Here is a 22,079-nt window from a genome sequence, read left to right as displayed (position 1 = left end):
CCAGCCTATGTCCGGGGCCGACGCCTGCGGAAGGGCGGCCGGCGCCCGTGCGGAGAGCGGCCCGCCCGTGTGCGAGACTCGTGCGGTGACCGCCCTGCTCCCGCCCGCCGAGCCGCTCATCGGCCGGTTCATCAGCCTGTCCCCGTTCGTGCCCGCCGACGTGCCGGAGCTCGCTGGGGCCCTCCGGCATCCGGAGGTCTTCGCCGGCGGATACGGCGGCGGCCCCGACGGCCTCCCCGCTGACGACGCGGAGTTCGAGCGGTTCGCGCTCGGCTACTACGCGGGCGGCCCGCTGGCCCTGCCGTGGACCGTGCGGCTGCGCGGCGGCGAGCACGACGCGCGCGTGGTCGGGGCGACGAAGTTCGGCGACCTCGACCTGGTCAACGAGTCGGGGCACATCGGCTGGACGGCGTACGACCCCCGCGTGTGGGCGACGGGCGTGAACGTCGAGGCGAAGCTCCTGCTGCTCGGCATGGCCTTCGAGCACGGCTTCGGCCGGGTGAAGCTGCAGGCCGACAGCCGCAACGAGCGGTCGCGGGCGGCGATCCTGCGCCTGGGCGCGTCGTTCGAGGGCATCGCCCGTCGGCACAAGCTCCGCGCCGACGGCAGCTGGCGCGACTCCGCGGTCTACTCGATCGTGGTCGACGAGTGGCCGTCGGTGCGCGCTGGGCTCGAGGCGCGTCTCGCCGCCCGGGGCGACGAGCCGGTCCGGCTCGCCGCGGCATCCGCCTGAAGGCCTACGCCGAGAACCAGATCTCGATCGCGCCGTCGATGAGCGCTGCGGCTCCGCCGACGTAGGCGATGGCGATCACGGCGATGCGTGCGGCGTGGTGGGGGATCCGCCGGTGCAGCACCTCGCCCAGCACCAGTCCGGCGAGCACGGCGCCGATCACGATCGGCCACGAGCCCGGTGCCAGCTCGGGGATCGCCCAGCCGGTCTGCGCGAGCTTCAGCACGAGCGAGGCCGTGCCGATGGCCACGAAGTAGGGCTGGGCGGTCGCGGCGAAGCGCGGCTGCGGCCACCTGGTGGCGACGGCGTAGACGCTGAGCGCCGGTCCGCCGACGCCGGCGGCGGCGTTCATGACCCCGGATGCCGCGCCCGCGACGAGTGCGGGCGGCCATCCGCTCACGACGTGCTCGGCGCGCGTGACGAGCAGGGTGATCGTGAGCGCGATGATGACGAGCGCGCCGATGACGACCTGCAGGGGAGCGCCGGGAACGTGCGCGGCGATGAGCGCGCCGACGACCGTGCCGGCGAGGGCCGGGAGCGCGAGCATCGCGAACCGTCGCCACTCCACGTACCGCCACACCCTCGGCAGGATGATGAGCGACGACACGATGGCACAGAGGTTCACGACGATGACCCCGTCGAAGGGGCCGAGCAGGATCACCAGGGCCGGCGAGGCGACGAGCGCGAACCCCATGCCGGTGATGCGCTGTGCGAAGGCGCCGACGAGGACGGAGATGGCGACGGCGGCGAGCACCGGAGTATCCTACGCGCCCCGCGCCGATGCGCCGGTCGAGCAGCTCAGCGCACCCGCTCGGGCGTGTGAAGCCGGGCGAGGAACGCATCCGTTCCCCGGGGTCGCCGCCGCCGGTCGAGGCGCGACACGACCACGGTGACGAGCAGCGCGGCGGGCACGGTCCACGCGGCGGGCTGCTCGAGGAAGGGGCGGATGCCGGGCGCCGCCGCCGCGATCGCCCCGCCGCCGAGGATCGCCGCCCCCGAGAGCACGGCGCCGGTGAGCATGCCCGACACGGCGCCGCGCGGCGTGAGCCCGCGCCACCAGATGCCGAGCAGCAGCATGGGACACAGCGTCGAGGCGGTGAAGGCGAACACGAGTCCGACGCTGCCGGCGAGCCCGGTGGATTCGGTGGCGAGGGCCACGACGAGCGGGACGAACGACGAGGCGACGGCGGCGATGCGGAATCCGCGCACGCTGCCGCCGAGCAGGTCCTGGCTGATGACGCCGGCGAGCGAGACGACGAGCCCCGACGAGGTCGAGAGGAAGGCGGCGAACGCGCCGGCGATGACGAGTGCGGTGAGCAGGTCGCCGGCCCATCCGGGCACGAGCCGGTCGGGCAGCACGAGCACGAGCGCGTCGGCGTCGCCCGAGGCGACGAGGTCGGGAGCGAACGCCCGGCCGAGCAGCCCGAGGATCGTGGGGAAGAGGTAGAACACCGAGAGCAGCACGAGCACGATCACGGTGGTGCGGCGGGCCGCCTCGCCGTCGGGGTTCGTGTAGAAGCGCACGAGGACGTGCGGCAGGCCGAGGGTTCCGAGGAGCAGCGCGACCATGAGCGAGATCGTGCGGTACGGGTCGAGGTCGCCGGGTCCGGCCGTCGGGGGGAACGCCGCCGCGGCCTCGAGCGCGGGTTCGACACCGCCGACGATGATGAGCATCGCGATCACGGGCACGGCGATGGCGGTGAGCTTCAACCAGAACTGGAACGCCTGCACGAAGGTGATCGAGCGCATGCCGCCCGCCGCGACGACGACGGCGACGATCACCGCGACGGCGAGCGAGCCCGCCCACGACGGCAGCCCGGTCGTGATGCGCACCGCGAGGGCCGCGCCCTGCAGTTGCGGCACGATGTAGAACCACCCGATGACGATGACGAGCGTGCTCGTCACGAGTCGTGCGGTGCGCGACTCGAGCCGGGCCTCGGTGAAGTCGGGGATCGTGTACGCACCCGAGCGGCGCAGCGGTGCAGCGACGAACAGCAGCAGCATGAGGTATCCGGCCGTGTAGCCGATCGGGAACCAGATGCCGCCGGCGCCCGTGGTGAGGATGAGGCCGGCGATGCCGAGGAAGCTCGCGGCCGAGAGGTACTCGCCGCCGATGGCCGACGCGTTCCACCACGGCCGCACCGTGCGCGAGGCGACGTAGAAGTCGCTCGTCGTGCGCGAGACGCGCAGGCCGTAGAACCCGATGAGCGCCGACGCGAGCGCCACGGCCGCGATCGCCGCGTAGCTGATGGCGGCGTTCACTCGGCCTCCGTGAGCGCCCGGTACCTGGCCTCGTTGCGGGCCGCGGCGCGCGCGTAGAGCACGGCGACGGTGATCGCGAGCGGGTACACGCCGACCGCGAGCAGCAGCCACGACAGCGGAACGCCGAACACGAACGTCTCGTCGAGCACCGGCGAGAGCACGATCGCGAGCACGAACAGGGCCGTCGCGAGCGCGAACCCAGCGGCGTAGGTGATGCCGAGGCGCAGCTGCGAGCGGATCAGCGACCGCACGTAGACGCTCTCGGGCTCGCTGCCCGCCGCGGCGCCACCGGGCGTCGAAGGGCGAGCGGATGCCGCGGCCGAGCCGCTTCTCGGAGCCGTCACCCGCACCCGGGCGGGCGGAGTCGGTCGAGTAGCCGACGAAGGAGGCGTATCGAGACCGTCCTCCCCGGCTCCGCTGGTCTCGATACGGCCCTTCGGGCCTACTCGACCGGCGGCGGGCGCCGACTCGGTGGGCTCGCTCATGGCCGTGGACGCAGGGTCGCGGACTCGAGCCGCTCCCGCACGGCGGGCAGCAGGCGCCGGCTCACGGGCAGCTCCGCCCCGGCGATCGTGACGCTCGGGTGGTCGGTGCCGAGGCGGATGCGCGTGAGGTGCGCGAGCGAGACGAGGTACGAGCGGTGCACCCGCAGGAAGCCGGCATCCGCCCACTGCCGTTCGAGGTCGGCCATCGGCACGCGCACGAGGTAGCTGGCCTCGTCGGTGTGCAGGCGCGCGTAGTCGCCCTGCGCCTGCACGTAGCGCACCTCGTCGCGGCGGATCATGCGGGTCGTGCCGCCGAGCGTCACGGCGATCATCTCGGGCGCCGTCACGGTCGGGATGCCGCCGGTGGGCGTCGCCTGGCCCGCCTTCAGCACCTCGACGATGCGCCCGATCGAGCGCTGCAGCCGTTCGGTGCGCACGGGCTTCAGCAGGTAGTCGACCGCGGCGAGGTCGAACGCCTCGAGCGCCCCCTCTTCGTCGGCCGTCACGAACACGAGCGCCGGCCGGTGCTCGAAGCGCTGCAGGGCGCGGGCGAGATCGAAACCGTTCAGGCCCGGCATGTGGATGTCGAGGAACGCGGCGTCGACCGGCTCGCGGGTGAGCAGCCGGATCGCCTCCGACCCCGACGAGGCCTGGTGCACCGTGCCGATGCGCGGGTCCTGCGAGAGCAGGAACGCCAGCTCGTCGATCGCGGGCTGTTCGTCGTCGGCGATGAGCACGGAGATCATCGGGTGCGGCTCCCGTCCTGGGCGGCGACCGGGGCGTTGGGGTTCGGACCCGGCTGCGACTTCGGCACCCGCATGCGCACGAGCGTGCCGGCGCCGACGTTCGTCTCGACGACCAGCCCGTGCTCCTCGCCGTACACCTGGCGCAGGCGGGCGTCGACGTTGCGAAGGCCGACGTGCTCACCGGGCGAACCGCCCGCGAGCACCTCCTCGAGCACGGCGGGGTCGATGCCGACGCCGTCGTCCTCGACGCTGATCTCGGCGAAGGCGCCGGAGTCGGCCGCGGTGATCGTGATGCGACCGCCGCCCTCCTTCGACTCGAGCCCGTGCCGCACCGCGTTCTCGACGAGCGGCTGGATCGACAGGAACGGCACGACCGTCGACAGCACCTCCGGCGCCACCTGCAGGGTCACCCGCAGGCGATCGCCGAAGCGCGCCCGCTCGAGCTCGAGGTAGCTGTCGATCGAGCGCAGCTCCTCGGCGACGGTCGTGAAGTCGCCGTGCCGGCGGAACGAGTACCGCGTGAAGTCGGCGAACTCGAGCACCAGCTCGCGGGCCTTGGCCGGGTCGGTGTTGATGAACGACGCGATCGCGTTCAGGGCGTTGTAGATGAAGTGCGGGCTGATCTGGGCGCGGAGGGCGCGCACCTCGGCCTCGGCGAGGGCCGCCCGCGAGGCGTCGAGCTCTCCGAGCTCGACCTGCGACGCCACCCAGCTCGCCACCTCGCCCGTCGCGCGCACGAGGCCGGCCCGCACCGGCGAGGCGAAGGCCACGATCGCCCCGGCTGAGCGGTCGCCGACGAGGATCGGCGCGGCCACGGCATCCGTCTCCTTCGTGCCCATCGTGATGCGCCGCTGCACATGCGGCTTGCCGGTCGACTGCGCCGCGATCGCGAGTTCGCCCGCGATCGCGCGCACCTCGTCGTCGCCCTCGACCGTGACGAGTCCGCCGGGGTCGACGAGGGCGAGGCTCTCGCAGCCGAGCATGGTGCGGAGCGAGCGGCCGGCGCGCGCGGCATCCGCCCCGTCGAAGCCCCCGCGCACGTGCTTCGCGGCGCGGCTCGCGAGGTGCAGCGTCTGGTACGTGGCCTGCTCGGCATCGGTGCCGAGCTCACGCTGCGCGAGCACCAGCCGGCGCAGCAGCAGCACGACGCCGACCGCCAGGGCGCCGGCGACGACACCGGCGCTCGCGGCGAGCAGCATCGACTCGGGCATGCTACGAAAGCGTAGTCGACACGCGATCGCGAGCGATGGATCGCCGAACACCTGCCGGTGCCGCTCAGATTCCGCGCGCGGGCCCCGTGGATTCTCGCACCGCGAGCCGCGGGGTCGAGTCGAGGTGCGCCTGCGGCGAGGCGCCCGCCGCCACCTCGAACAGCCGCCTGGCCGCGTGCGCCCCGAAGGCGACGACATCGTGGCTGAGCGCCGTGAGGCTCGGCACCGAGTGCCGGCAGAGCAGGGAGTCGTCCCACGCGATGATCGAGACGTCGTCGGGGGAGCGGAGCCCGGCGCGCGCCAGCACGCCGAGGGCCGCGACGGCCATGATGTCGTTGTCGTAGACGAAGGCCGTCGGCGGGCGCTCGGAGGCCAGTGCCGCCCCGGTTGCCGCGGCCCCCTGCTCTGGCGAGTAGTCGGTGCGCAGCACCTCGCCCTCGAGGCCGAGCTCGGCGATCTCGGCGACGAACGCCGCATCGCGGATCTGCGTGTGGGCGAGCTCGGCGAGGCCGGCGACCCTGGCGATGCGTCGGTGCCCGAGCGAGGCCAGGTAGCGCACCGCCTCGCGCATCGCGGTGGCGTCATCGGTCCAGACGGTCGTCAGGTCGCTGACGAACGCCGGGTCGGCGACGGCGACCGTCGGAAGCTCTGGGTGTCCGGCGAGGTACGCCGCGCGCGGGTCGTCGGCGCGCAGGTCGACGAGCAGCACCCCGTCGACGCGGCGGGTGGTGCGCCAGCGTCGCAGCGTCATCAGCTCGCTCGGGGCGTCGGGCACGACCTGCAGGAGCACCCCGTAGCCGCGCGGCGACAGCTCGGTCTCCATGCCCGCGAGGAACTGCATGTAGAACGACTCGACGCCGAGGTTCTTGGGGTCGCGCGCGAGCACGAGGCCGAAGATGTTCGACTTCGCCTCGGCGAGGGCCTTGGCCGCGCTGCCAGGGGCCCACCCGAGCTCGTCGGCGACGAGCAGGATGTGGGCGCGGGTGCGCTCCGAGACCCCCTTGCGCCCGTTGAGGGCGAACGACACCGCGCCGGGAGAGACCCCGGCGCGCTCGGCGATCTGGGCGATCGTCACGGTCTGACGTGCGGTCGGCTTGTTCCCCACAGGTGCACCCTACTCCGGGCCCGGTGAGGGTAGCGGCGCCTGCCGCCCCCAGTTCAGAGGGCCTCGAGGTGCAACACGAACGCCTGTACCGGCCAGAGCGTCGGCAACTGGAGCCCGACCGATTCGAGCACGGAACCCGGGAGCTCGATCTCGCCGTCGGTGAACCACTCGGGTGCGATCCAGCCGTACGCGGCGTCGCCGATCTCGCGACGCACCCGCAGCCGGAACCGGCGCGCCGGGTCGAGTCCGGGGATGCGCAGGCGCTCCGCGCGTGCGTCCTCGAGGCTCGCGATCGTCGCGACGACGTAGACGGCCGCATCGCGCGTCTCGGTCACGAACCCCGTCACCCGCCACGCGGGGTCGCGGAGGTCGGGGTGCACCACCCGGCCGCGATGGACGATCGGGCGCAGCTCCCGGTAGAGGGCGGCGAAGCGCGTGATCGCGGCCGTCTCGTCGTCGTCGCAGCCGAGCACGTTCCACTCGAGACCGGCCGAACCCATGAGGCTGGTGGCCATGCGGTACGAGAGCGGCGTCACCCGGCCCGAGCTGTGCGACTCCCACGGGCCGACGTGCGCGCCGACGAGTTCCGGCGGCAGCAGCAGCCCGGTCCAGCGCTGGATGTCCTGGCGTTCGACCGGATCGTTCGAGTCGCTCGCCCAGACCCGATCGGCGTGCTCGAGCATGCCGAGGTCGGTGCGAGCGCCGCCGGAGGAGCACGACTCGATCTCGAGACCCGGGTGAGCGGCCTCGAGCTCGTCGAACATGCGGTACACGGCGAGGGTCTGGGAGTGCACGCCGGGCCGGCCGTCGTGCACGCTCTCGACGAGGTCGCGGTTGTGATCCCACTTGATGAAGTCGATGCCGAGCTCGCCGACGAGCGCGTCGATCTGGCCGAGCACGTGTGCGTAGGCGTCGTCGTTCGCGAGGTCGAGCACGTACTGGGTGCGCCACGACAGTGAGGGGTCGTGCTCGAGGTGCCGCGGGTCGTGCAGCAGCCAGTCGGGGTGCGCCCGGGCGAGGTCGGAGTCGAGACTCACCATCTCGGGCTCGAACCACAGCCCGAACTGCATGCCCAGCTCGTGCACCCGCGCCGCGAGCGGGCCGAGGCCGTCGGGCCACACGGTGCGGTCGACGACCCAGTCGCCGAGGCTCGTGGTGTCATCGCGACGGCCCTGGAACCATCCGTCGTCGAGCACGAAGCGCTCGACGCCGATGGCGGCGGCGCGCTCGGCGAGGGCCGTCACCTTCGCGGGGTCGTGGTCGAAGTAGACCGCCTCCCACGTGTTGAGCACGAACGGTCGCGCGGACTCCGGATGTCTCGGGCGGGCCCGCAGCATCGTGTGGAACGCCGAGGCGATGCCGTCGAGCCCGGAGTCGGAGCACGCGAACAGCACGGGCGGCGCGACGAGCTCGTCTCCCGGCGCGAGCACGAGCTCGCCCGGCTGCAGCAGCTCGCCGCCGCCGAACTGCGTGACCGAGTCGGTGATGCGGTCGACCCGGTACGTCACGTCGGACGACCAGGCGACGTGCGCGGCCCACACCCTTCCGGAGCTCCAGCGCGGTGCGCCCTCCGAAAGGGCGAGCAGCGCGGGCGAGTCGTGCCCGGGGCGCCCGCGGCGCGTCTGCCGCACCGTCGCGCCCGCGGGCAGGCCGGTGACGACCGGGCGCTTCTCGCGGGTCCAGCGGCCGTCGAAGCTCAGCTGGTGGTCGGCCGTCGTCGGCACCGGCAGGATGCCCTCGAGCCAGTCGACCTCGACCGGCAGTGCGTCGGGGGAGCCGGCGTGGCGCAACCGCTGCTCGAGACGGACGATACCGCCGGCCTCGATCGCGACGACGAAGGTCAGTCGCAGGCCGGATGCCTCGTCGACCGCCGTGCACTCGAAACGGTCGGCCGTCGACGGCGAGGTCGTCACCCGCCAGCGCGGGCGGAGGAGCACGCCGCCGCGGCGGAGCTGCAGGCCGGGTCGGCCGCTCCAGCCGTCGCCCTCCTGCGGTGAGAGGGTGACCTGCCACGCGGCGTCGAGGGTGCCGGGCGGCGCCTGCCTGCTGAGCGCGGAGCGGAGTGCGTCGTCGTCTCCGCGGTCGGCGCCGAGCGGGGCGCCCCAGTGGAGCACGCTCGGGAGCGCGCCGCCGGCTGGGTCGATCACGACGGCGACCCCCTGGGCCTCGAGGTGCACGAGGGGCTCGGTCATGCGGCTGGCTCCCATCTGGGGTTCGGTCGGTTCGGTCGGGGTTCGATCGGGCGCGGCGGTCAACGCCGCAGCTCGCTCGGGGGTCGTTCGCCGGTGCCGCGCGCGACGATCCAGGTCGGCAGGTCGATCTGACGGGTGAACCCGCCGGGGTCGCCGATGCGTTCGAGCGCGAGACGGGCGGCCTGCCGGCCGAGTTCGACGGGGTCGTACGAGATCACGGTCACGCCGAGCACGTCGGCGGTGTCGAAGTCGTCGAAGCCGATCAACGCGGGGGCCGTCGTGCCCGGGCGGGCCCGCAGTGCGCGGAGCGCGCCGATGGTCATGCGGTTGTTGCCGGTGACGATCGCCGTGGGCGCTTCGGGCGCGTCGAGGAGCTCGCCGATGATCGTCTCGGCCCGGATCGCGCGGTCGTCGGTCAGGCGCTCGAGGTTTGCGGTGTCGTGCACCCCGTAGGCGGCCATCGCGTCGCGGTACCCGCGGACCCGTTCGGCCTGGGAGTAGACCTCGGCCGGATTGCACGCGTAGGCGATGCGACGGTGGCCGAGTTCGAGCAGCCGCGAGACGGCCTCGAACGTGCCGCGGTGGTTCTCGAGCACGATCGAGTCGGCGATGAGGTTGCGTGCCGGCCGGTCGATCGCGATGACCGGGGTGCCGAGCTGCCGCTCGCCCTCGAGATAGGACTGGTCGTCGGCCGCCGGAATGAGCAGCAGCGCGTCGATGCGCTGGGCGAGCAGGGCGTCGGCGACCCGCTCCTCGCCGTCGGGGGTGTCATCGGTCGTGGCGACGACGAGGGAGTACCCGCTGCGCCGCAGCTCCTCCTCGATGCCCCCGGCGACCTTGTAATAGAAGGGGTTTCCGAGGTCGCCCATGACGAACCCGATGGTGTTCGTGCCGCCGCCGCGGCGCAGCCTGCGGGCGAGCGTGTTCGGCCTGAATCGCAGTCGCTTCGCGGCCGTCAGCACCCGGTCGACGGTCTCGGGCGCGACGACGTCGCGATCGGCGTACACACGCGAGACGGTCTTCGAGCTCACCCCCGCGAGGCGGGCGACGTCGTCGAGCGTCGCCCTCGGTTGCACCGCCACTTCGCCCCCTCCGAATCGGTCAATCGCAGGGCGAGCCTAACAACGGGATGACGTTCTGTCTATCGAAGGACATTTACACGACATTAGCAATTTCCTTTAGCGCACTTGACAGAAGAAAAACCCTGATCAGATCTATTCTGCAGCGCACTAGGAAGGGATCATTAGTGTACGACAGCGCTGACATTTAGTTGCGGCGAGCGCTGCGCGATGCCTATTCTTGCCGCAGCCGACCCGGAGCACAGTCGGGCGGCGCCCCAAGTTCAAGGGTGAACCTGACAAGGAGTCGACACATGGCAAAGAAGGCAGTGGCGGGGCTCGCGGTGCTCGCAGCGGCCGCGATCGCGCTGACCGGCTGTTCAGCCGGCGCAGCATCCGATCCCGACAACACGATCGACGGAGAGGTGAAGGGCGACCTCAAGGTCGTCACCTGGCGCACCGACCTCGTCGAAGACGGCACGTTCGACGAGTACGCCGCCGAGTTCAACAAGCTCTACCCCGACGTGAAGGTCACGTTCGAGGGCATCACCGACTACGAGGGCGAGATGAAGACCCGCCTCTCGACCAAGAACTACGGTGACGTCATCGGCATCCCGACGATGCAGCAGAGCCAGTTCGAGCAGTTCCTCGAGCCGCTCGGCAAGACGAGCGACTTCCAGGACACGTACCGCTTCCTCACCACCCACACCTACGACGGCACCCAGTACGGACTCGCCATCGGCGGCAACGCCCAGGGCGTGCTCTACAACAAGAAGGTCTTCGAGGAGGCCGGCATCACCGAGCCCGCGACGAGCGAAGACGCGTTCATCGCCGACCTGCAGAAGGTCAAGGACAACACCGAAGCGATCCCGCTCTACACGAACTACAAGGACGGCTGGCCGCTCTCGCAGTCCTTCTCGAACCTCGGCTCGATCACGAACGACCCCGACGCCAGCATCCACATGGCGAAGGACGACGCCCCCTGGACCGAGGGCAGCGACATCCACGCCATCGATTCGCTCCTGTTCGACGCCGTGCACGCGGGGCTCACCGAGGCCGACCCGCTCACCACCAACTGGGAGCAGTCGAAGGTCGACATCGGCACCGGCAAGATCGGTGCGATGACGCTCGGTTCGTGGGCGATCTCCCAGATGCAGGCCGCGGCCGAAGACAACGGCGCCTCGGCCGACGACATCGGGTACATGGCGTTCCCCTCCAACCTCGACGGCACGCAGCACGCGATCATCGGCGGCGACTACAACCTGGGCATCAGCAAGTACTCGAAGTCGAAGGCCGCCGCATGGGCCTGGATCACCTGGCTCATCGAGGACTCGGGCTTCACCGAGACCCAGGGCATGATCTCCACCGTCTCCGCGAAGGACCTGCCCGACAACCTCGGCGACTTCACCGCGGCGAATGTCGAGCTCATGGAGACCAACCCCGCCCCGGCCGGCGAGGAGAGCCTGCTGAGCGACGTCTCGAACGACTCGCAGATCGACCTCTGGGGCCCGATCTACCGTCAGAAGCTCGTCGACATCGCCCGCGGCGCCGCCGACGGCGACAAGGACAGCTACTTCGCCGAGCTCAACGAGCGCTGGGCCGCCTCGGTCGACAAGCTCGCGCAGTAGGAAGAAGGCAACCATGGCGATCGCGGCACCGGGCTCCGCAACGACGGATGCCCCGGCCGCCCGCACCGCGCCGGAGGGCCGCCCCGACAGGCGACCCTCCGGCGTCACCACGCGAAAGCGCGTGCTGCGGCGGCTGACCCCCTACCTGTTCCTCGCTGCGGCCGTCGGGCTGATGCTGCTCCTGACCTACTGGCCCGCGGTCAACCTGGTCTGGTACAGCTTCACCGACTGGGACGGGCTCGACCTGACGAAGAACTTCGTCGGGATCGACAACTACGTGCAGGTGTTCACCGACCCGCGCATCTTCCAGGTGTTCGGCGTCAGCCTCTACTACTTCGCGGCCTCGTTCCTGCAGATGGGGCTCGCGCTCTACTTCGCGGCAGTGCTGAGCTTCAGCACCCGGTTCCAGAACCTGTTCCGCGGCATCCTGTTCTTCCCGTACCTGTTGAACGGCGTGGCCATCGGCTTCGTCTTCCTCTACCTCTTCCAGCCCGACGGCACGCTCGACACCGTGCTCTCGTGGTTCGGCGTGACCGAGCCGCCGCAGTGGCTGGGCAACCCCGACATCGCCAACTGGTCGCTGGCCGGCACGAGCGTCTGGCGCTACATGGGCATGAACTTCGTGCTCTTCCTCGGGGCGATCCAGTCGCTGCCGAGCGAGACCTACGAGGCGGCCGAGCTCGACGGCGCGAACAAGTGGCAGCAGTTCTGGGCGATCGTGTTCCCGGGCATCCGCCGCGTGATCGGCCTCTCGTTCATCCTCGCGATCTCAGGATCGCTGTCGGTCTTCGAGATTCCCTTCATCATGACCGGCGGCGCGAACGGCACCTCGACCTTCGTCATCCAGACGATCCAGACGGCCTTCAACTTCCGCCAGGTGGGGCTCGCCAGCGCCATGGCGGTCGTGCTGCTCATCATCGTGCTGCTCGTGACCTGGATCCAGCGCAAGCTCTTCCCCGACGAGAAGGTCGACCTGACATGACCGCCACCACGACGAATCCGGCCATCAACCCGCGCGGTGCGCGCGGCGCGGACGGCCCTGGGGGAGCGCGCCGTTCGCGTGCCGGCCGCAACCTGTTCGCGAACGGCGGTCGTGCCATCCCGGCCAAGACCGCGAAGTACCTGAGCCTCATCATCGCGGCGGTGTGCACGCTGCTGCCGCTCGTCTCGGTGCTCTTCGCGAGCCTCAAGACCAAGCAGGAGTACGGCGCGACCGGCGCGCTCGAGCCGCCGCAGAACTGGCTGAACTTCGACAACTTCGTCACGGCCTTCACGAGCGGCGACATGCTGGCGGGGTTCGTGAACACGCTGATCGTGCTCGCCGTCTCACTCGTCGGCACCATCCTCATCGGCACGATGGCCGCGTACGCGCTCGACCGGTTCGAGTTCCGCGGCAAGCGGCTCGTCATGGCGCTGTTCCTCATCGCGACGCTGATCCCGAGCGTGACCAGCCAGGTCGCCACCTTCCAGGTGATCAACGGCCTCGGCCTCTACGACACGAAGGCTGCGCTGATCCTGCTCTTCATGGGCACCGACATCATCGCGATCTACCTGTTCATCCAGTTCATGGCGTCGATCCCCATCTCGCTCGACGAGGCCGCGATGATCGACGGCGCCAGCCGCTGGACGATCTACTGGCGTATCGTGCTGCCACTGCTGAAGCCCGCGATCGCCACGGTCGTGATCATCAAGGGCATCGCCATCTACAACGAGTTCTACTCGCCGTTCCTCTACCTGCCGAGCGAGGACCTGATCTCGACCTCCCTGTTCCGCTTCAAGGGGCCGTTCGGTTCGGAATGGGAGATCATCTCCGCAGGCACGCTCATCGTCATCATCCCCACCCTGATCGCCTTCCTGCTGCTGCAGCGTTGGATCTACAAGGGCCTCACCTCCGGAGCCGTGAAGTGACCGTCATCCCCACCCGAATCATCCCCGCACCCGTCACCCGCGCCCTGCATGCAGGGTGGACGCTTCGCGCCGCGGCGGGCCCGGCACCCGACGGGCTCGTCGCGGCCGGCGCCGTGACGGCGACCGTGCCGGGGTGCGTGCACACCGACCTGCTCGCCGCCGGGTTGATCCCCGACCCGTACCTCGACGACAACGAGGCGCTCCTCGCCTGGATCGGCCTCGTCGACTGGACCTACGAGACGAGCTTCGAGTGGGCGCCCGATGCGCACGAGCGGCACGACCTCGTGTTCGACGGCCTCGACACCGTCGCGACCGTTCGGCTGAACGGCCACGTCGTGCTCGAGTCCGCCAACCAGCACCGCTCGTTCCGGGTCGACGTGCGCGAGACGCTCGTCGAGGGCGCGAACACGCTCGAGGTCGCGTTCCGCTCGCCGATCCGGTACGCCAACGCGCAGAGCCTCGAGCTCGGGGCCCGCCCGCGCCCGTACCCGCTGCCCTACGAGGCGATCCGCAAGTCGGCCAGCAACTTCGGCTGGGACTGGGGCATCGCGACGTACACGAGCGGCATCTGGCGGCCGGTACGACTCGAATCGTGGTCGACCGCGCGCATCGCCGAGGCGCGCTTCGTCGCGTCGCCGGTGGGCGAGGGCGGCCGGCTCGAGGTCTCGGTCGAGATCGAGCGAGCGGATGCCGCGGGCACGCCGCTCTCGCTCGCGGCCGAGATCGCGGGGCACCGGGTCGAGCTCGCCCTCGATGCGGGGGTCGATTCGGCACACCTCGCGGTCGAGATGGCGGAGGCCCTGCGCTGGTGGCCGGTCGGCCACGGCGCGCAGCCGCTGTACGAGGCGTCGGTCTCGCTGCTGGCCGGCGACGCGGGTGCCGGCGACGCGGGTGCCGGCGACGCAGGTGCCGGCGACGCCGGCGACGCGACCGTGCTCGACTCGGTGCACCGCCGCGTCGGCTTCCGCACGGTGCGCTGGGAGGTCGCGCCCGACGACGCCGGCACCCCGTTCACGCTGGTCGTGAACGAGCGGCCGATCTTCGTGAAGGGCGTGAACTGGATCCCCGACGACGCCCTGCCGGTGCGGGTCGACCGCGCCAGGTACGAGCGCCGGCTGCGACAGGCGGTCGCGGCGAACCTGAACCTCGTGCGCGTGTGGGGCGGCGGCATCTACGAGTCCGAGGACTTCTACGAGCTCTGCGACGAGCTCGGCCTGCTGACGTGGCAGGACTTCCTCTTCGCCTGCGCCGCGTACCCCGAGGAGGAGCCCCTCCGGGGCGAGATCGAGGCCGAGGCCCGCGAGCAGATCGCCCGTCTCTCCTCGCATGCCTCGCTCGTGCTGCTGACCGGCAACAACGAGAACCTCTGGGGTCACGAGGACTGGGGTTGGAAGCGGGCCCTCGACGGCAAGACCTGGGGCGCGTACTACTACCACGAGCTCTTCCCGGCCCTCGTGGCCGAGCTCGCCCCGCACGTGCCGTACAGCCCAGGCAGCCCGTTCAGCCCGGTGCAGCCCGACGGTGCTGCGCCGCACCCCAACGCCGAGCCGCACGGCACCATGCACCTCTGGGAGCAGTGGAACCGGCAGGACTACCTCACGTATCGCGACCACCGGCCGCGCTTCGTCGCGGAGTTCGGCTGGCAGGGCCCACCGGCCTGGTCGACGCTCCTGCGCTCGGTCTCCGACGATCCGCTGAGCCCCGAGTCGCCCGGCATGATCGTGCACCAGAAGGCGGCCGAGGGCAACGCCAAGCTCACGAACGGCCTGCTGCCGCACTTCCGCGTGCCCGCCGACATGGAGACCTGGCACTGGGCGATGCAGCTCAACCAGGCGAACGCGGTGCGCGTCGCGCTCGAGCACTTCCGCTCGTGGGCGCCGCACACCATGGGCGCGGTGGTCTGGCAGCTGAACGACTGCTGGCCGGTCACCTCGTGGGCCGCGATCGACGGCGACGAGCGGCTGAAGCCGCTCTGGCATGCGCTGAAGCTCGCCTTCGCGCCTCGCATCGTCACCGTGCAGCCGCGCGGCGACGGCCTCGCCGTCGTGCTCTCCAACGACACCGACGCCGCCTGGACCGGTGAGCTCGTCGTCGCGCGCCGCGCGTTCGACGGCGCCGAGATCGCCACCCGGAGCGTGCCCTTCGAGGTCCCGGCCGGGGGTACCGTGACGGCGCCGATCGACGCGGAACTCGTCGCACCGGGAGATGCCGCGGCCGAGTTCATCGTGGCCACCGCGCTCACGGCGGCCGGCGCGACCGCGGGCGAGGCGGACGAACGCGGGTTCTGGTTCTTCGCCGAGCCGCGCGACTCGCGACTGCCCGAGGCCGGGCTCTCGTTCGACACCGAGGCCGTCGACGGCGGCACGCTGGTGCGGGTCACGGCCACGACCCTCGTTCGCGACCTCTCGCTCCTCGTCGACAAGGCCGACCCAGACGCCTCGACCGAAGACGGCCTCGTCACCCTGATGCCGGGTGAGACGACGGTCTTCCTCGTGCGCCACGCGCATCCGATCGACCCCGCAGCCCTGACCTCGGCGCGCGTGGTGCGCACGGCGAACGAGCTGGTCGCCCGGTGAACCGCGAAGCCCACGCGACATCCGAGGCCCACACGGCACGAGCCGTGTTCGAGCCGTACGTCGCGGGCATGACCTGGGGCTGGACCGGGGTGCGCGGCAGCTGGGCCGCGCCCGAAGCGGCCGAGTCCATGCGCCTGATGGTCGAGCACGGCGTGAACTGGACGGCGCTCGCCTACGCGGCCGAGCAGGCCACCGCCCAGTCGACCGAGATCCCCTTCCGCGAGGCGCCGACCGTCACCGACGACGAGGTCGTCGGGGCGATCCGCGCGGCGAAGGCCCACGGCCTGCGCGTCTGCCTGAAGCCCGTCGTGAACGTGGCCGACGGCACCTGGCGCGCCCACATCGGCTTCTTCGACGTGGATGTCCCGGGCGAGCCGAGCTGGGGCGAGTGGTTCGAGGCGTACCGCGAGTTCATCGTGCACGCCGCCCGCATCGCCGAGGCCGAGGGCTGCGAGATGCTCTGCATCGGCTGCGAGATGGTGCGCGCAGACTCGCGCGAGGCGGACTGGCGTGAGCTCGTCGCCGCCGTGCGCGAGGTGTACTCGGGTCTCGTCGCGTACAACTGCGACAAGTACCAGGAGGATCGCCTCACCTGGTGGGATGCCGTCGACGTCATCACCTCCAGCGGCTACTACCCGATCGACCGGTGGGAGCTCGAACTCGACCGCATCGAGCGGGTCGTCGAGGCATCGGGCAAGCCGTTCCTCTTCATGGAGGCCGGCTGCCCGTCGAGGGTCGGTTCGGCGCAGCGGCCGAACGACTGGAGCCTCGCCGGCGCGCCCTCGGGCGACGAGCAGCTGCGGTACTACCTGGCCATGTTCGCCGCGTGCGACGCTCGCGAGTGGATGCGCGGCTTCATGCTGTGGGACTGGCCGCCGGGCCTGTTCGCCGCGTCCGACGCCGCGCGCAACGACGACTACTGCCCATTCGGCAAGCCGGCGGGCGAGTTCCTGCGCGAGACCTACCTCGCGCGCAGCGGGGGCCGCCACGAACGCGAAGCCGTGGGCGCGACATGACCCGGCGAAGGCGGCCGCACGGCCCGGGCGGCCTCCCACGGCACCACGAACGGAAGGGCGCACCCAGCGCATGAGCAGCGTGCTCGCCATCGACGCCGGCCAGACCGGCACCAAGCTCCGCCACCTCGACGGCGAGACGGCCCGCGAATGGCAGGCCCCCGGCATCCGGACCGACCTGCCGCTCGTGCCGCAGCTGACTCGCGTGCTCGATGACGCGGCGCTTCGGGGCGGTCGGGTCGAGCTCGTCGGCATCGGCGTCTCCGGCCTGACCGACGGCGCCGCCGACGCGCACTCCCTGCTCGGCACCGCCGCACGACTGGGTGCCCGTTCCCTCTCGCTGGCGCACGACTCGATCACCGCCTACCTCGGCGCGCTCGGCGATTCGCGGGGCGCGGTCGTCGCGTCGGGCACCGGTGTCGTCACGCTCGCGGTCGGCGAGCGGGAGGTCGCGCGCGTCGACGGCTGGGGCAACATCATGGGCGACGCGGGCAGCGGCTACTGGATCGGCCGGGCCGCGCTCGACGCGGTGATGCGCTCGCACGACGGCCGCGGCCCCGTGACGGCGCTCACCGAGGTCGTCGTCGCCGACTTCCCCCGGCTCGAGGACGCCTACATCGAGCTGCAGGGCGACGACGATCGGGTACGGCGCGTGGCCCGCTATTCGCTCGCCGTTGCCGAGCTCGCCTCGACCGACGCGGTCGCCGCCCGCATCATCGACTCGGCCGCCGACGAGCTGGCGCACTCCGTCGTGACGGGGCTCGGTCGGGTCGGCGAGCACGAGTCGGAGGCCCCGCAGGTGCGCGCGATCGGCGGCGTGTTCCGCTCCCGGCGCCTCGCCGACGCCTTCGAGCAGGCCCTCCTCGAGCGGCTGCCCGGCGCCCGGGTGCTGATCGGCACCGCCGATCCGCTCGACGGCGCAGCACGGCTGCCGGGGGTCGGCGAGCACAGCGCCCTGCGCGCTCGCCTCGTGCGGGCGGGGGCCGCGGCCGCCTGATCCAGCGGCATCCGGTCGGCATCCGGTCGGCTTCCGGTCGGCGTGGGCGAAGCCGTCCCCGTCGTTCGTCGGCGCGCTCGAACCGTTCGTCGCACCAGCGGTGCCGTTCGGCGACGACGAACGGCGGAGCCGCCCCGCCCGCCCGGCAGCGCGGCAGCATGGGCCCACTGCTCGTGTGCCACCGGCATCCGGCGCAGTGGGCGCGGACCTTCCCCCGTGCCGGACCCCCTCGAAGGAGAGACGCCATGGGCAACGACGCCCTGAGCGCGGAGACGACGCAACCCGACGTCGATTTCACCGCGGTGCAAGCATCACCCAGATTCCAGGAGCTGCGCGGTCGCCACCGCCGGTTCGTCTTCCCCGTCCTCGCGGCGTGCCTCGTCTGGTACTTCGCGTACGTGCTGCTCGCGATCTACGCGCACGACTTCATGTCGACCCGCGTGTTCGGCAGCGTCAACCTCGCCATGGTGCTCGGCCTCGCCCAGGTCGTCACCACGTTCGCCGTGACCATGTGGTACGTCAGCTACGCCAACCGCCGCCTCGACCCGATCGCCGCGGAGATCCGCGACGGCATCGAGTCCGGCGCCGGCGCCGAGGCGGTGGCCCGATGAGCGCCGTGCACACCGCGGTCGTCGCCGAGGCGGCAGCCACGCAGGTCGGCGAACCCTGGCTGAACATCGCCATCTTCGGCGCGTTCGTCGCGATCACGATGGTCATCGTGTTCCGCGCGAGCCGCAACAACAAGACCGCGGCCGACTACTACGCCGCCGGGCGCTCGTTCACCGGCGGCCAGAACGGCTCGGCCATCGCGGGCGACTACCTCTCGGCGGCCTCCTTCCTCGGCATCGTCGGGGCGATCGCGATCACGGGCTACGACGGGTTCATGTACTCGATCGGATTCCTCGTGGCGTGGCTCGTGGCGCTCCTGCTCGTGGCCGAACTGCTGCGCAACACCGGCCGCTACACGATGGCCGACGTGCTCTCGTTCCGCCTCAAGCAGCGCCCGGTGCGCATCGCCGCGGCGATCACGACGCTCGTGGTCTGCTTCTTCTACCTGCTCGCGCAGATGGCGGGCGCCGGCGGACTCGTGTCCCTGCTGCTCGGCATCGGCGACACCCTCGGGCAGTCGCTCGTGATCACCGTGGTCGGCGCACTGATGATCCTCTACGTGCTCATCGGCGGCATGAAGGGCACGACCTGGGTGCAGATCATCAAGGCGATCCTGCTCATCGCGGGCGCCGGCGTCATGACGGTCTGGGTGCTCGCGATGTACGGCTTCAATTTCTCGAGCCTGCTCGACAACGCGGTCGAGGTGGCCGGCAACCCGGCGATCCTCGATCCGGGCCTGAAGTACGGCGTGTCGGATGTCTCGAAGATCGACTTCGTCTCGCTCGGACTCGCGCTCGTGCTCGGCACCGCGGCCCTGCCGCACGTGCTCATGCGCTTCTACACGGTGCCCACGGCGAAGGAGGCGCGCAAGTCGGTCGTCTGGGCGATCTGGCTCATCGGCATCTTCTACGTGTTCACGCTCGTGCTCGGCTACGGCGCTGCGGCGCTCGTCGGCCCAGAGGTGATCGCGGCCGCTCCCGGCGCCGCCAACTCGGCTGCCCCGCTGCTCGCGTTCGAACTCGGCGGTCCACTGCTGCTCGGCCTGATCTCGGCGATCGCGTTCGCGACGATCCTCGCGGTCGTCGCCGGACTCACCATCACGGCGGCGGCGTCGTTCGCGCACGACATCTACGCGAGCGTCATCAAGAAGGGCAAGACCGAACCGGGCGCCGAGGTCAAGGTCGCACGTCGCACCGTGGTCGTGATCGGCATCGTCGCGATCGTCGGCGGCATCGGGGCGAACGGGCAGAACGTGGCGTTCCTCGTCGCCCTGGCCTTCGCGATCGCGGCATCCGCGAACCTGCCGACGATCGTCTACTCGCTCTTCTGGAAGCGCTTCACCACGAAGGGCGCCATCTGGAGCATGTACGGCGGCCTCATCTCGGCGATCGTGCTGATCATCTTCTCGCCGGTCGTCTCGGGCTCCGAGACGTCGATGCTGAAGACGGCCGATATCAACTTCGCCTTCTTCCCGCTGTCGAACCCCGGCATCATCTCGATCCCGCTGGCGTTCCTGCTCGGCTGGATCGTGACGCTCCTCGACAAGACGGTCGAGGACCCGAAGAAGCAGTCCGAGATGGAGGTGCGCTCGCTGACCGGAATCGGAGCCGAGAAGGCGACGCAGCACTAGGAGGATCCGACCGGCGGCAGGGGGCCGCCGGTCGGCCGGAGTTCCGGGGGCGGGCTGGGGAACGCCCTCCTCCGGAACGGACTTCGGCGCGGCGGGAATGCCTGCCCATGCCGCGCCGAATGAACGAAGCGGGGCGGATGTCACGACCGGTCGGTCGCGGCATCCGCCCCGTCGTCGCGCCGCTAGGGCCGCGCGCGCCGCTTGCGCACGATGCCCCAGCTGAGCAGCGCGACGCCGACGACCGCGACGATCGGCCCCACGATGGCCCACAGCGTCACGCCGCTCATGGCCGAGCCGGGCAGGATGCCGACGCCCTGCAGCGTCCAGACCACGCCCGACACGGTCAGCAGCGCGCCGATGACGATGAGCACGAAGTTCATGGGATCCGCCCTTCTCCGAGGCTCCTGCCTCTACATGTTGATCATGTGGCCCGTGAGGCCGTGGAACGCCTCCTGCAGCGCCTCCGAGAGCGTCGGGTGCGTGTGCACGTTGCGGGCGAGCTCGTGCGCGCCGAGGTCCCACTTCTGGGCGAGCGTGAGCTCGGGCAGCAGTTCCGAGACATCCGGACCGACCATGTGGCCGCCGAGGAGCTCGAGGTACTTCGCGTCGGCGACGAGCTTGACGAACCCCACGGGCTCGCCGAGGCCGTTGGCCTTGCCGTTCGCGCTGAACGGGAACTTCGACACGACCACGTCGTAGCCCTCGTCGCGCGCCTGCTGCTCGGTGAGGCCGAAGCTCGCGACCTGCGGCGAGCAGAACGTGGCACGCGGCATCATGCGGTAGTCGCCGAGTTCCATGGTCTCGGCGTCGCCGATGGTCTCGGCGGCCACGACGCCCTGCGCCTCGGCCACGTGCGCCAGCATGAGCTTCGCAGTCACGTCGCCGATGGCGTAGATGTGCGCCACGTTCGTGCGCATGCGCTCGTCGATCGCGATGGCCCCGCGCTCGGTGAGCGTCACGCCCGTGTTCTCGAGCCCGAAGTTCTCGACGTTCGGCGCGAAGCCCACCGAGATGAGCGCGCGGTCGACCTCGAGCGAGCCCGGCTGGCCGTCGGCGGCGGTGTACGAGACGGTGACGGATGCCCCGTTGTCGACGACCGACTCCACCTTCGTCGAGGTGAGGATCGGCACGCCGAGGTTGCGGTACTGGCGGGTGATCTCCTTCGAGACCTCGACGTCTTCATTCGGGAGCGCCCGGTCGAGGAACTCGATGACCGTGACCTCGACACCGTAGTTGCGCAGCACGTAGGCGAATTCCATGCCGATCGCGCCGGCGCCGACGATGGCGATCGAGCGCGGCAGGTCGCGCGTGAGGATCTGCGTCTCGTAGGTGACGACGTTCTGCGACAGCTGCACGCCGGGCAGCAGGCGCACGCGGGAGCCGGTCGCGATGATCGCGTTCGCGAAGGTCAGGGTCTCGACCGTGCCATCGCCCTTCGCGACGTCGAGCGTGTTCGCGTCGCGGAACGTGCCGCGCCCGTCGAACTCGACGATGCCGTTCTTCTTCATGAGGAAGTGCACGCCCTTGACGTGCTTGTCGGAGACCTGGCGGCTGCGGTCGAACGCGACGCCGAAGTCGAAGTGCGCGTCGCCCGAGATGCCGAAGGTCTTCGCCTGGTCGTGGAAGATGTGCGCGAGCTCGGCGTTGCGCAGCAGGGCCTTCGAGGGGATGCAGCCGACGTTGAGGCAGACGCCGCCCCAGTACTTCTCCTCGACCACGGCGACCTTGAGGCCGAGCTGGGCGGCGCGGATGGCGGCGACGTAGCCGCCGGGGCCGGCGCCGAGAACGATGACATCGAAGTGCGTGCTCATGGGATCCAGCCTAGGCACTCACGGCCTGCGTGTGGCCGGCGTGCGGCAACGACGTCGGGCGTCTCGCCGTCGGGCCGCCGGCGGGCGGCCGCCGGGCCGCCTTCGGCACCCGGCCAAC

Annotated in this window: 19 protein-coding genes; 9 read left to right on the top strand and 10 right to left on the bottom strand. The window is 71.0% G+C overall.

The window, feature by feature from the left end:
- Nucleotides 1-85: 85 nt before the first annotated feature.
- A complete protein-coding gene (locus ASE68_RS17940) occupies nucleotides 86-733 on the top strand; it encodes a GNAT family N-acetyltransferase (protein WP_055862808.1) in 648 nt (215 codons plus the stop codon).
- Nucleotides 734-737: 4 nt separating this feature from the next.
- Here ASE68_RS17940 and ASE68_RS17935 read toward each other — a convergent pair whose 3' ends face one another.
- From ASE68_RS17935 to ASE68_RS17900, 8 genes are all read right to left on the bottom strand, one after another.
- Complete coding sequence (locus tag ASE68_RS17935) at nucleotides 738-1,484, bottom strand: sulfite exporter TauE/SafE family protein (RefSeq protein ID WP_055862806.1); 747 nt, start codon at nucleotides 1,482-1,484, stop codon at nucleotides 738-740.
- Nucleotides 1,485-1,528: 44 nt separating this feature from the next.
- Nucleotides 1,529-2,992: a cation acetate symporter gene (locus ASE68_RS17930; RefSeq protein ID WP_055862804.1), complete on the bottom strand. Its 1,464-nt coding sequence runs from the start codon at nucleotides 2,990-2,992 to the stop codon at nucleotides 1,529-1,531.
- On the bottom strand, nucleotides 2,989-3,336 hold the full coding sequence (locus ASE68_RS17925; RefSeq protein WP_235481167.1) for a hypothetical protein: 348 nt from the start codon (nucleotides 3,334-3,336) through the stop codon (nucleotides 2,989-2,991). Before ASE68_RS17925 ends, ASE68_RS17930 begins: the two co-directional genes overlap by 4 nt.
- A gap of 137 nt (nucleotides 3,337-3,473) precedes the next feature.
- Nucleotides 3,474-4,223 (bottom strand): LytTR family DNA-binding domain-containing protein, encoded by a 750-nt coding sequence (locus tag ASE68_RS17920; protein ID WP_055862801.1) that lies wholly within the window; start codon nucleotides 4,221-4,223, stop codon nucleotides 3,474-3,476.
- The gene (locus tag ASE68_RS17915; RefSeq protein WP_055862799.1) at nucleotides 4,220-5,434 is read right to left on the bottom strand and encodes a sensor histidine kinase; all 1,215 of its coding nucleotides are present in this window, start codon (nucleotides 5,432-5,434) and stop codon (nucleotides 4,220-4,222) included. Before ASE68_RS17915 ends, ASE68_RS17920 begins: the two co-directional genes overlap by 4 nt.
- 64 nt (nucleotides 5,435-5,498) lie before the next feature.
- Nucleotides 5,499-6,539 carry a LacI family DNA-binding transcriptional regulator gene (locus ASE68_RS17910; RefSeq protein ID WP_055862797.1) on the bottom strand — a complete coding sequence of 347 codons (1,041 nt, stop codon included), beginning with the start codon at nucleotides 6,537-6,539 and terminating at the stop codon, nucleotides 5,499-5,501.
- 53 nt (nucleotides 6,540-6,592) lie between these two features.
- Nucleotides 6,593-8,731 carry an alpha-galactosidase gene (locus tag ASE68_RS17905; RefSeq protein WP_055862796.1) on the bottom strand — a complete coding sequence of 713 codons (2,139 nt, stop codon included), beginning with the start codon at nucleotides 8,729-8,731 and terminating at the stop codon, nucleotides 6,593-6,595.
- A 59-nt stretch (nucleotides 8,732-8,790) separates the two neighbouring features.
- Nucleotides 8,791-9,813, bottom strand: coding sequence for a LacI family DNA-binding transcriptional regulator (locus tag ASE68_RS17900; protein WP_055862794.1), 1,023 nt, complete (start codon nucleotides 9,811-9,813; stop codon nucleotides 8,791-8,793).
- A gap of 290 nt (nucleotides 9,814-10,103) precedes the next feature.
- Between ASE68_RS17900 and ASE68_RS17895 the strand changes: the two genes are divergently transcribed.
- The 8 genes from ASE68_RS17895 to ASE68_RS17860 all read left to right on the top strand — a co-directional run bounded on the left by ASE68_RS17895 (nucleotide 10,104) and on the right by ASE68_RS17860 (nucleotide 20,150).
- Nucleotides 10,104-11,417 (top strand): ABC transporter substrate-binding protein, encoded by a 1,314-nt coding sequence (locus ASE68_RS17895; protein ID WP_055862792.1) that lies wholly within the window; start codon nucleotides 10,104-10,106, stop codon nucleotides 11,415-11,417.
- Between the two features lie 13 nt (nucleotides 11,418-11,430).
- Nucleotides 11,431-12,399, top strand: coding sequence for a carbohydrate ABC transporter permease (locus ASE68_RS17890; protein WP_055862790.1), 969 nt, complete (start codon nucleotides 11,431-11,433; stop codon nucleotides 12,397-12,399).
- Entirely contained in the window at nucleotides 12,396-13,325 is a 930-nt protein-coding gene (locus ASE68_RS17885) for a carbohydrate ABC transporter permease (RefSeq protein ID WP_082462480.1), read from the top strand. Before ASE68_RS17890 ends, ASE68_RS17885 begins: the two co-directional genes overlap by 4 nt.
- A complete protein-coding gene (locus tag ASE68_RS17880) occupies nucleotides 13,322-15,901 on the top strand; it encodes a glycoside hydrolase family 2 protein (RefSeq protein WP_235481164.1) in 2,580 nt (859 codons plus the stop codon). The genes ASE68_RS17885 and ASE68_RS17880 overlap by 4 nt, the downstream gene beginning before the upstream one ends.
- A 68-nt stretch (nucleotides 15,902-15,969) precedes the next feature.
- Nucleotides 15,970-16,917 (top strand): hypothetical protein, encoded by a 948-nt coding sequence (locus ASE68_RS17875; protein WP_055863038.1) that lies wholly within the window; start codon nucleotides 15,970-15,972, stop codon nucleotides 16,915-16,917.
- Between the two features lie 70 nt (nucleotides 16,918-16,987).
- Nucleotides 16,988-17,911 (top strand): N-acetylglucosamine kinase, encoded by a 924-nt coding sequence (locus tag ASE68_RS17870; RefSeq protein ID WP_055862789.1) that lies wholly within the window; start codon nucleotides 16,988-16,990, stop codon nucleotides 17,909-17,911.
- Between the two features lie 245 nt (nucleotides 17,912-18,156).
- Nucleotides 18,157-18,522 carry a DUF485 domain-containing protein gene (locus tag ASE68_RS17865; protein WP_055862787.1) on the top strand — a complete coding sequence of 122 codons (366 nt, stop codon included), beginning with the start codon at nucleotides 18,157-18,159 and terminating at the stop codon, nucleotides 18,520-18,522.
- Complete coding sequence (locus tag ASE68_RS17860) at nucleotides 18,519-20,150, top strand: cation acetate symporter (protein WP_055862785.1); 1,632 nt, start codon at nucleotides 18,519-18,521, stop codon at nucleotides 20,148-20,150. The genes ASE68_RS17865 and ASE68_RS17860 overlap by 4 nt, the downstream gene beginning before the upstream one ends.
- A gap of 182 nt (nucleotides 20,151-20,332) precedes the next feature.
- Here ASE68_RS17860 and ASE68_RS17855 read toward each other — a convergent pair whose 3' ends face one another.
- Together ASE68_RS17855 and lpdA are read right to left on the bottom strand one after the other, a co-directional pair.
- A complete protein-coding gene (locus ASE68_RS17855; RefSeq protein WP_055862783.1) occupies nucleotides 20,333-20,530 on the bottom strand; it encodes a hypothetical protein in 198 nt (65 codons plus the stop codon).
- 30 nt (nucleotides 20,531-20,560) lie between these two features.
- Nucleotides 20,561-21,961 carry a dihydrolipoyl dehydrogenase gene (gene lpdA, locus ASE68_RS17850; protein WP_055862782.1) on the bottom strand — a complete coding sequence of 467 codons (1,401 nt, stop codon included), beginning with the start codon at nucleotides 21,959-21,961 and terminating at the stop codon, nucleotides 20,561-20,563.
- Between the last annotated feature and the right edge of the window lie 118 nt (nucleotides 21,962-22,079).

Origin of the sequence: Agromyces sp. Leaf222 (assembly GCF_001421565.1) — a bacterium.
Lineage (GTDB): Bacteria > Actinomycetota > Actinomycetes > Actinomycetales > Microbacteriaceae > Agromyces.
This window is presented reverse-complemented; position numbering and strand designations above follow the sequence as displayed.

Bases quoted from the DNA above. Each gene is read 5' to 3' on its own strand.
- ASE68_RS17920 (WP_055862801.1), bottom strand. From the start codon at position 4,223: ATGATCTCCGTGCTCATCGCCGACGACGAACAGCCCGCGATCGACGAG.
- ASE68_RS17895 (WP_055862792.1), top strand. From the start codon at position 10,104: ATGGCAAAGAAGGCAGTGGCGGGGCTCGCGGTGCTCGCAGCGGCCGCG.
- ASE68_RS17865 (WP_055862787.1), top strand. From the start codon at position 18,157: ATGGGCAACGACGCCCTGAGCGCGGAGACGACGCAACCCGACGTCGAT.
- ASE68_RS17875 (WP_055863038.1), top strand. From the start codon at position 15,970: ATGACCTGGGGCTGGACCGGGGTGCGCGGCAGCTGGGCCGCGCCCGAA.
- ASE68_RS17890 (WP_055862790.1), top strand. From the start codon at position 11,431: ATGGCGATCGCGGCACCGGGCTCCGCAACGACGGATGCCCCGGCCGCC.
- ASE68_RS17915 (WP_055862799.1), bottom strand. From the start codon at position 5,434: ATGCCCGAGTCGATGCTGCTCGCCGCGAGCGCCGGTGTCGTCGCCGGC.
- ASE68_RS17855 (WP_055862783.1), bottom strand. From the start codon at position 20,530: ATGAACTTCGTGCTCATCGTCATCGGCGCGCTGCTGACCGTGTCGGGC.
- ASE68_RS17905 (WP_055862796.1), bottom strand. From the start codon at position 8,731: ATGACCGAGCCCCTCGTGCACCTCGAGGCCCAGGGGGTCGCCGTCGTG.
- ASE68_RS17860 (WP_055862785.1), top strand. From the start codon at position 18,519: ATGAGCGCCGTGCACACCGCGGTCGTCGCCGAGGCGGCAGCCACGCAG.
- ASE68_RS17885 (WP_082462480.1), top strand. From the start codon at position 12,396: ATGACCGCCACCACGACGAATCCGGCCATCAACCCGCGCGGTGCGCGC.
- lpdA (WP_055862782.1), bottom strand. From the start codon at position 21,961: ATGAGCACGCACTTCGATGTCATCGTTCTCGGCGCCGGCCCCGGCGGC.
- ASE68_RS17870 (WP_055862789.1), top strand. From the start codon at position 16,988: ATGAGCAGCGTGCTCGCCATCGACGCCGGCCAGACCGGCACCAAGCTC.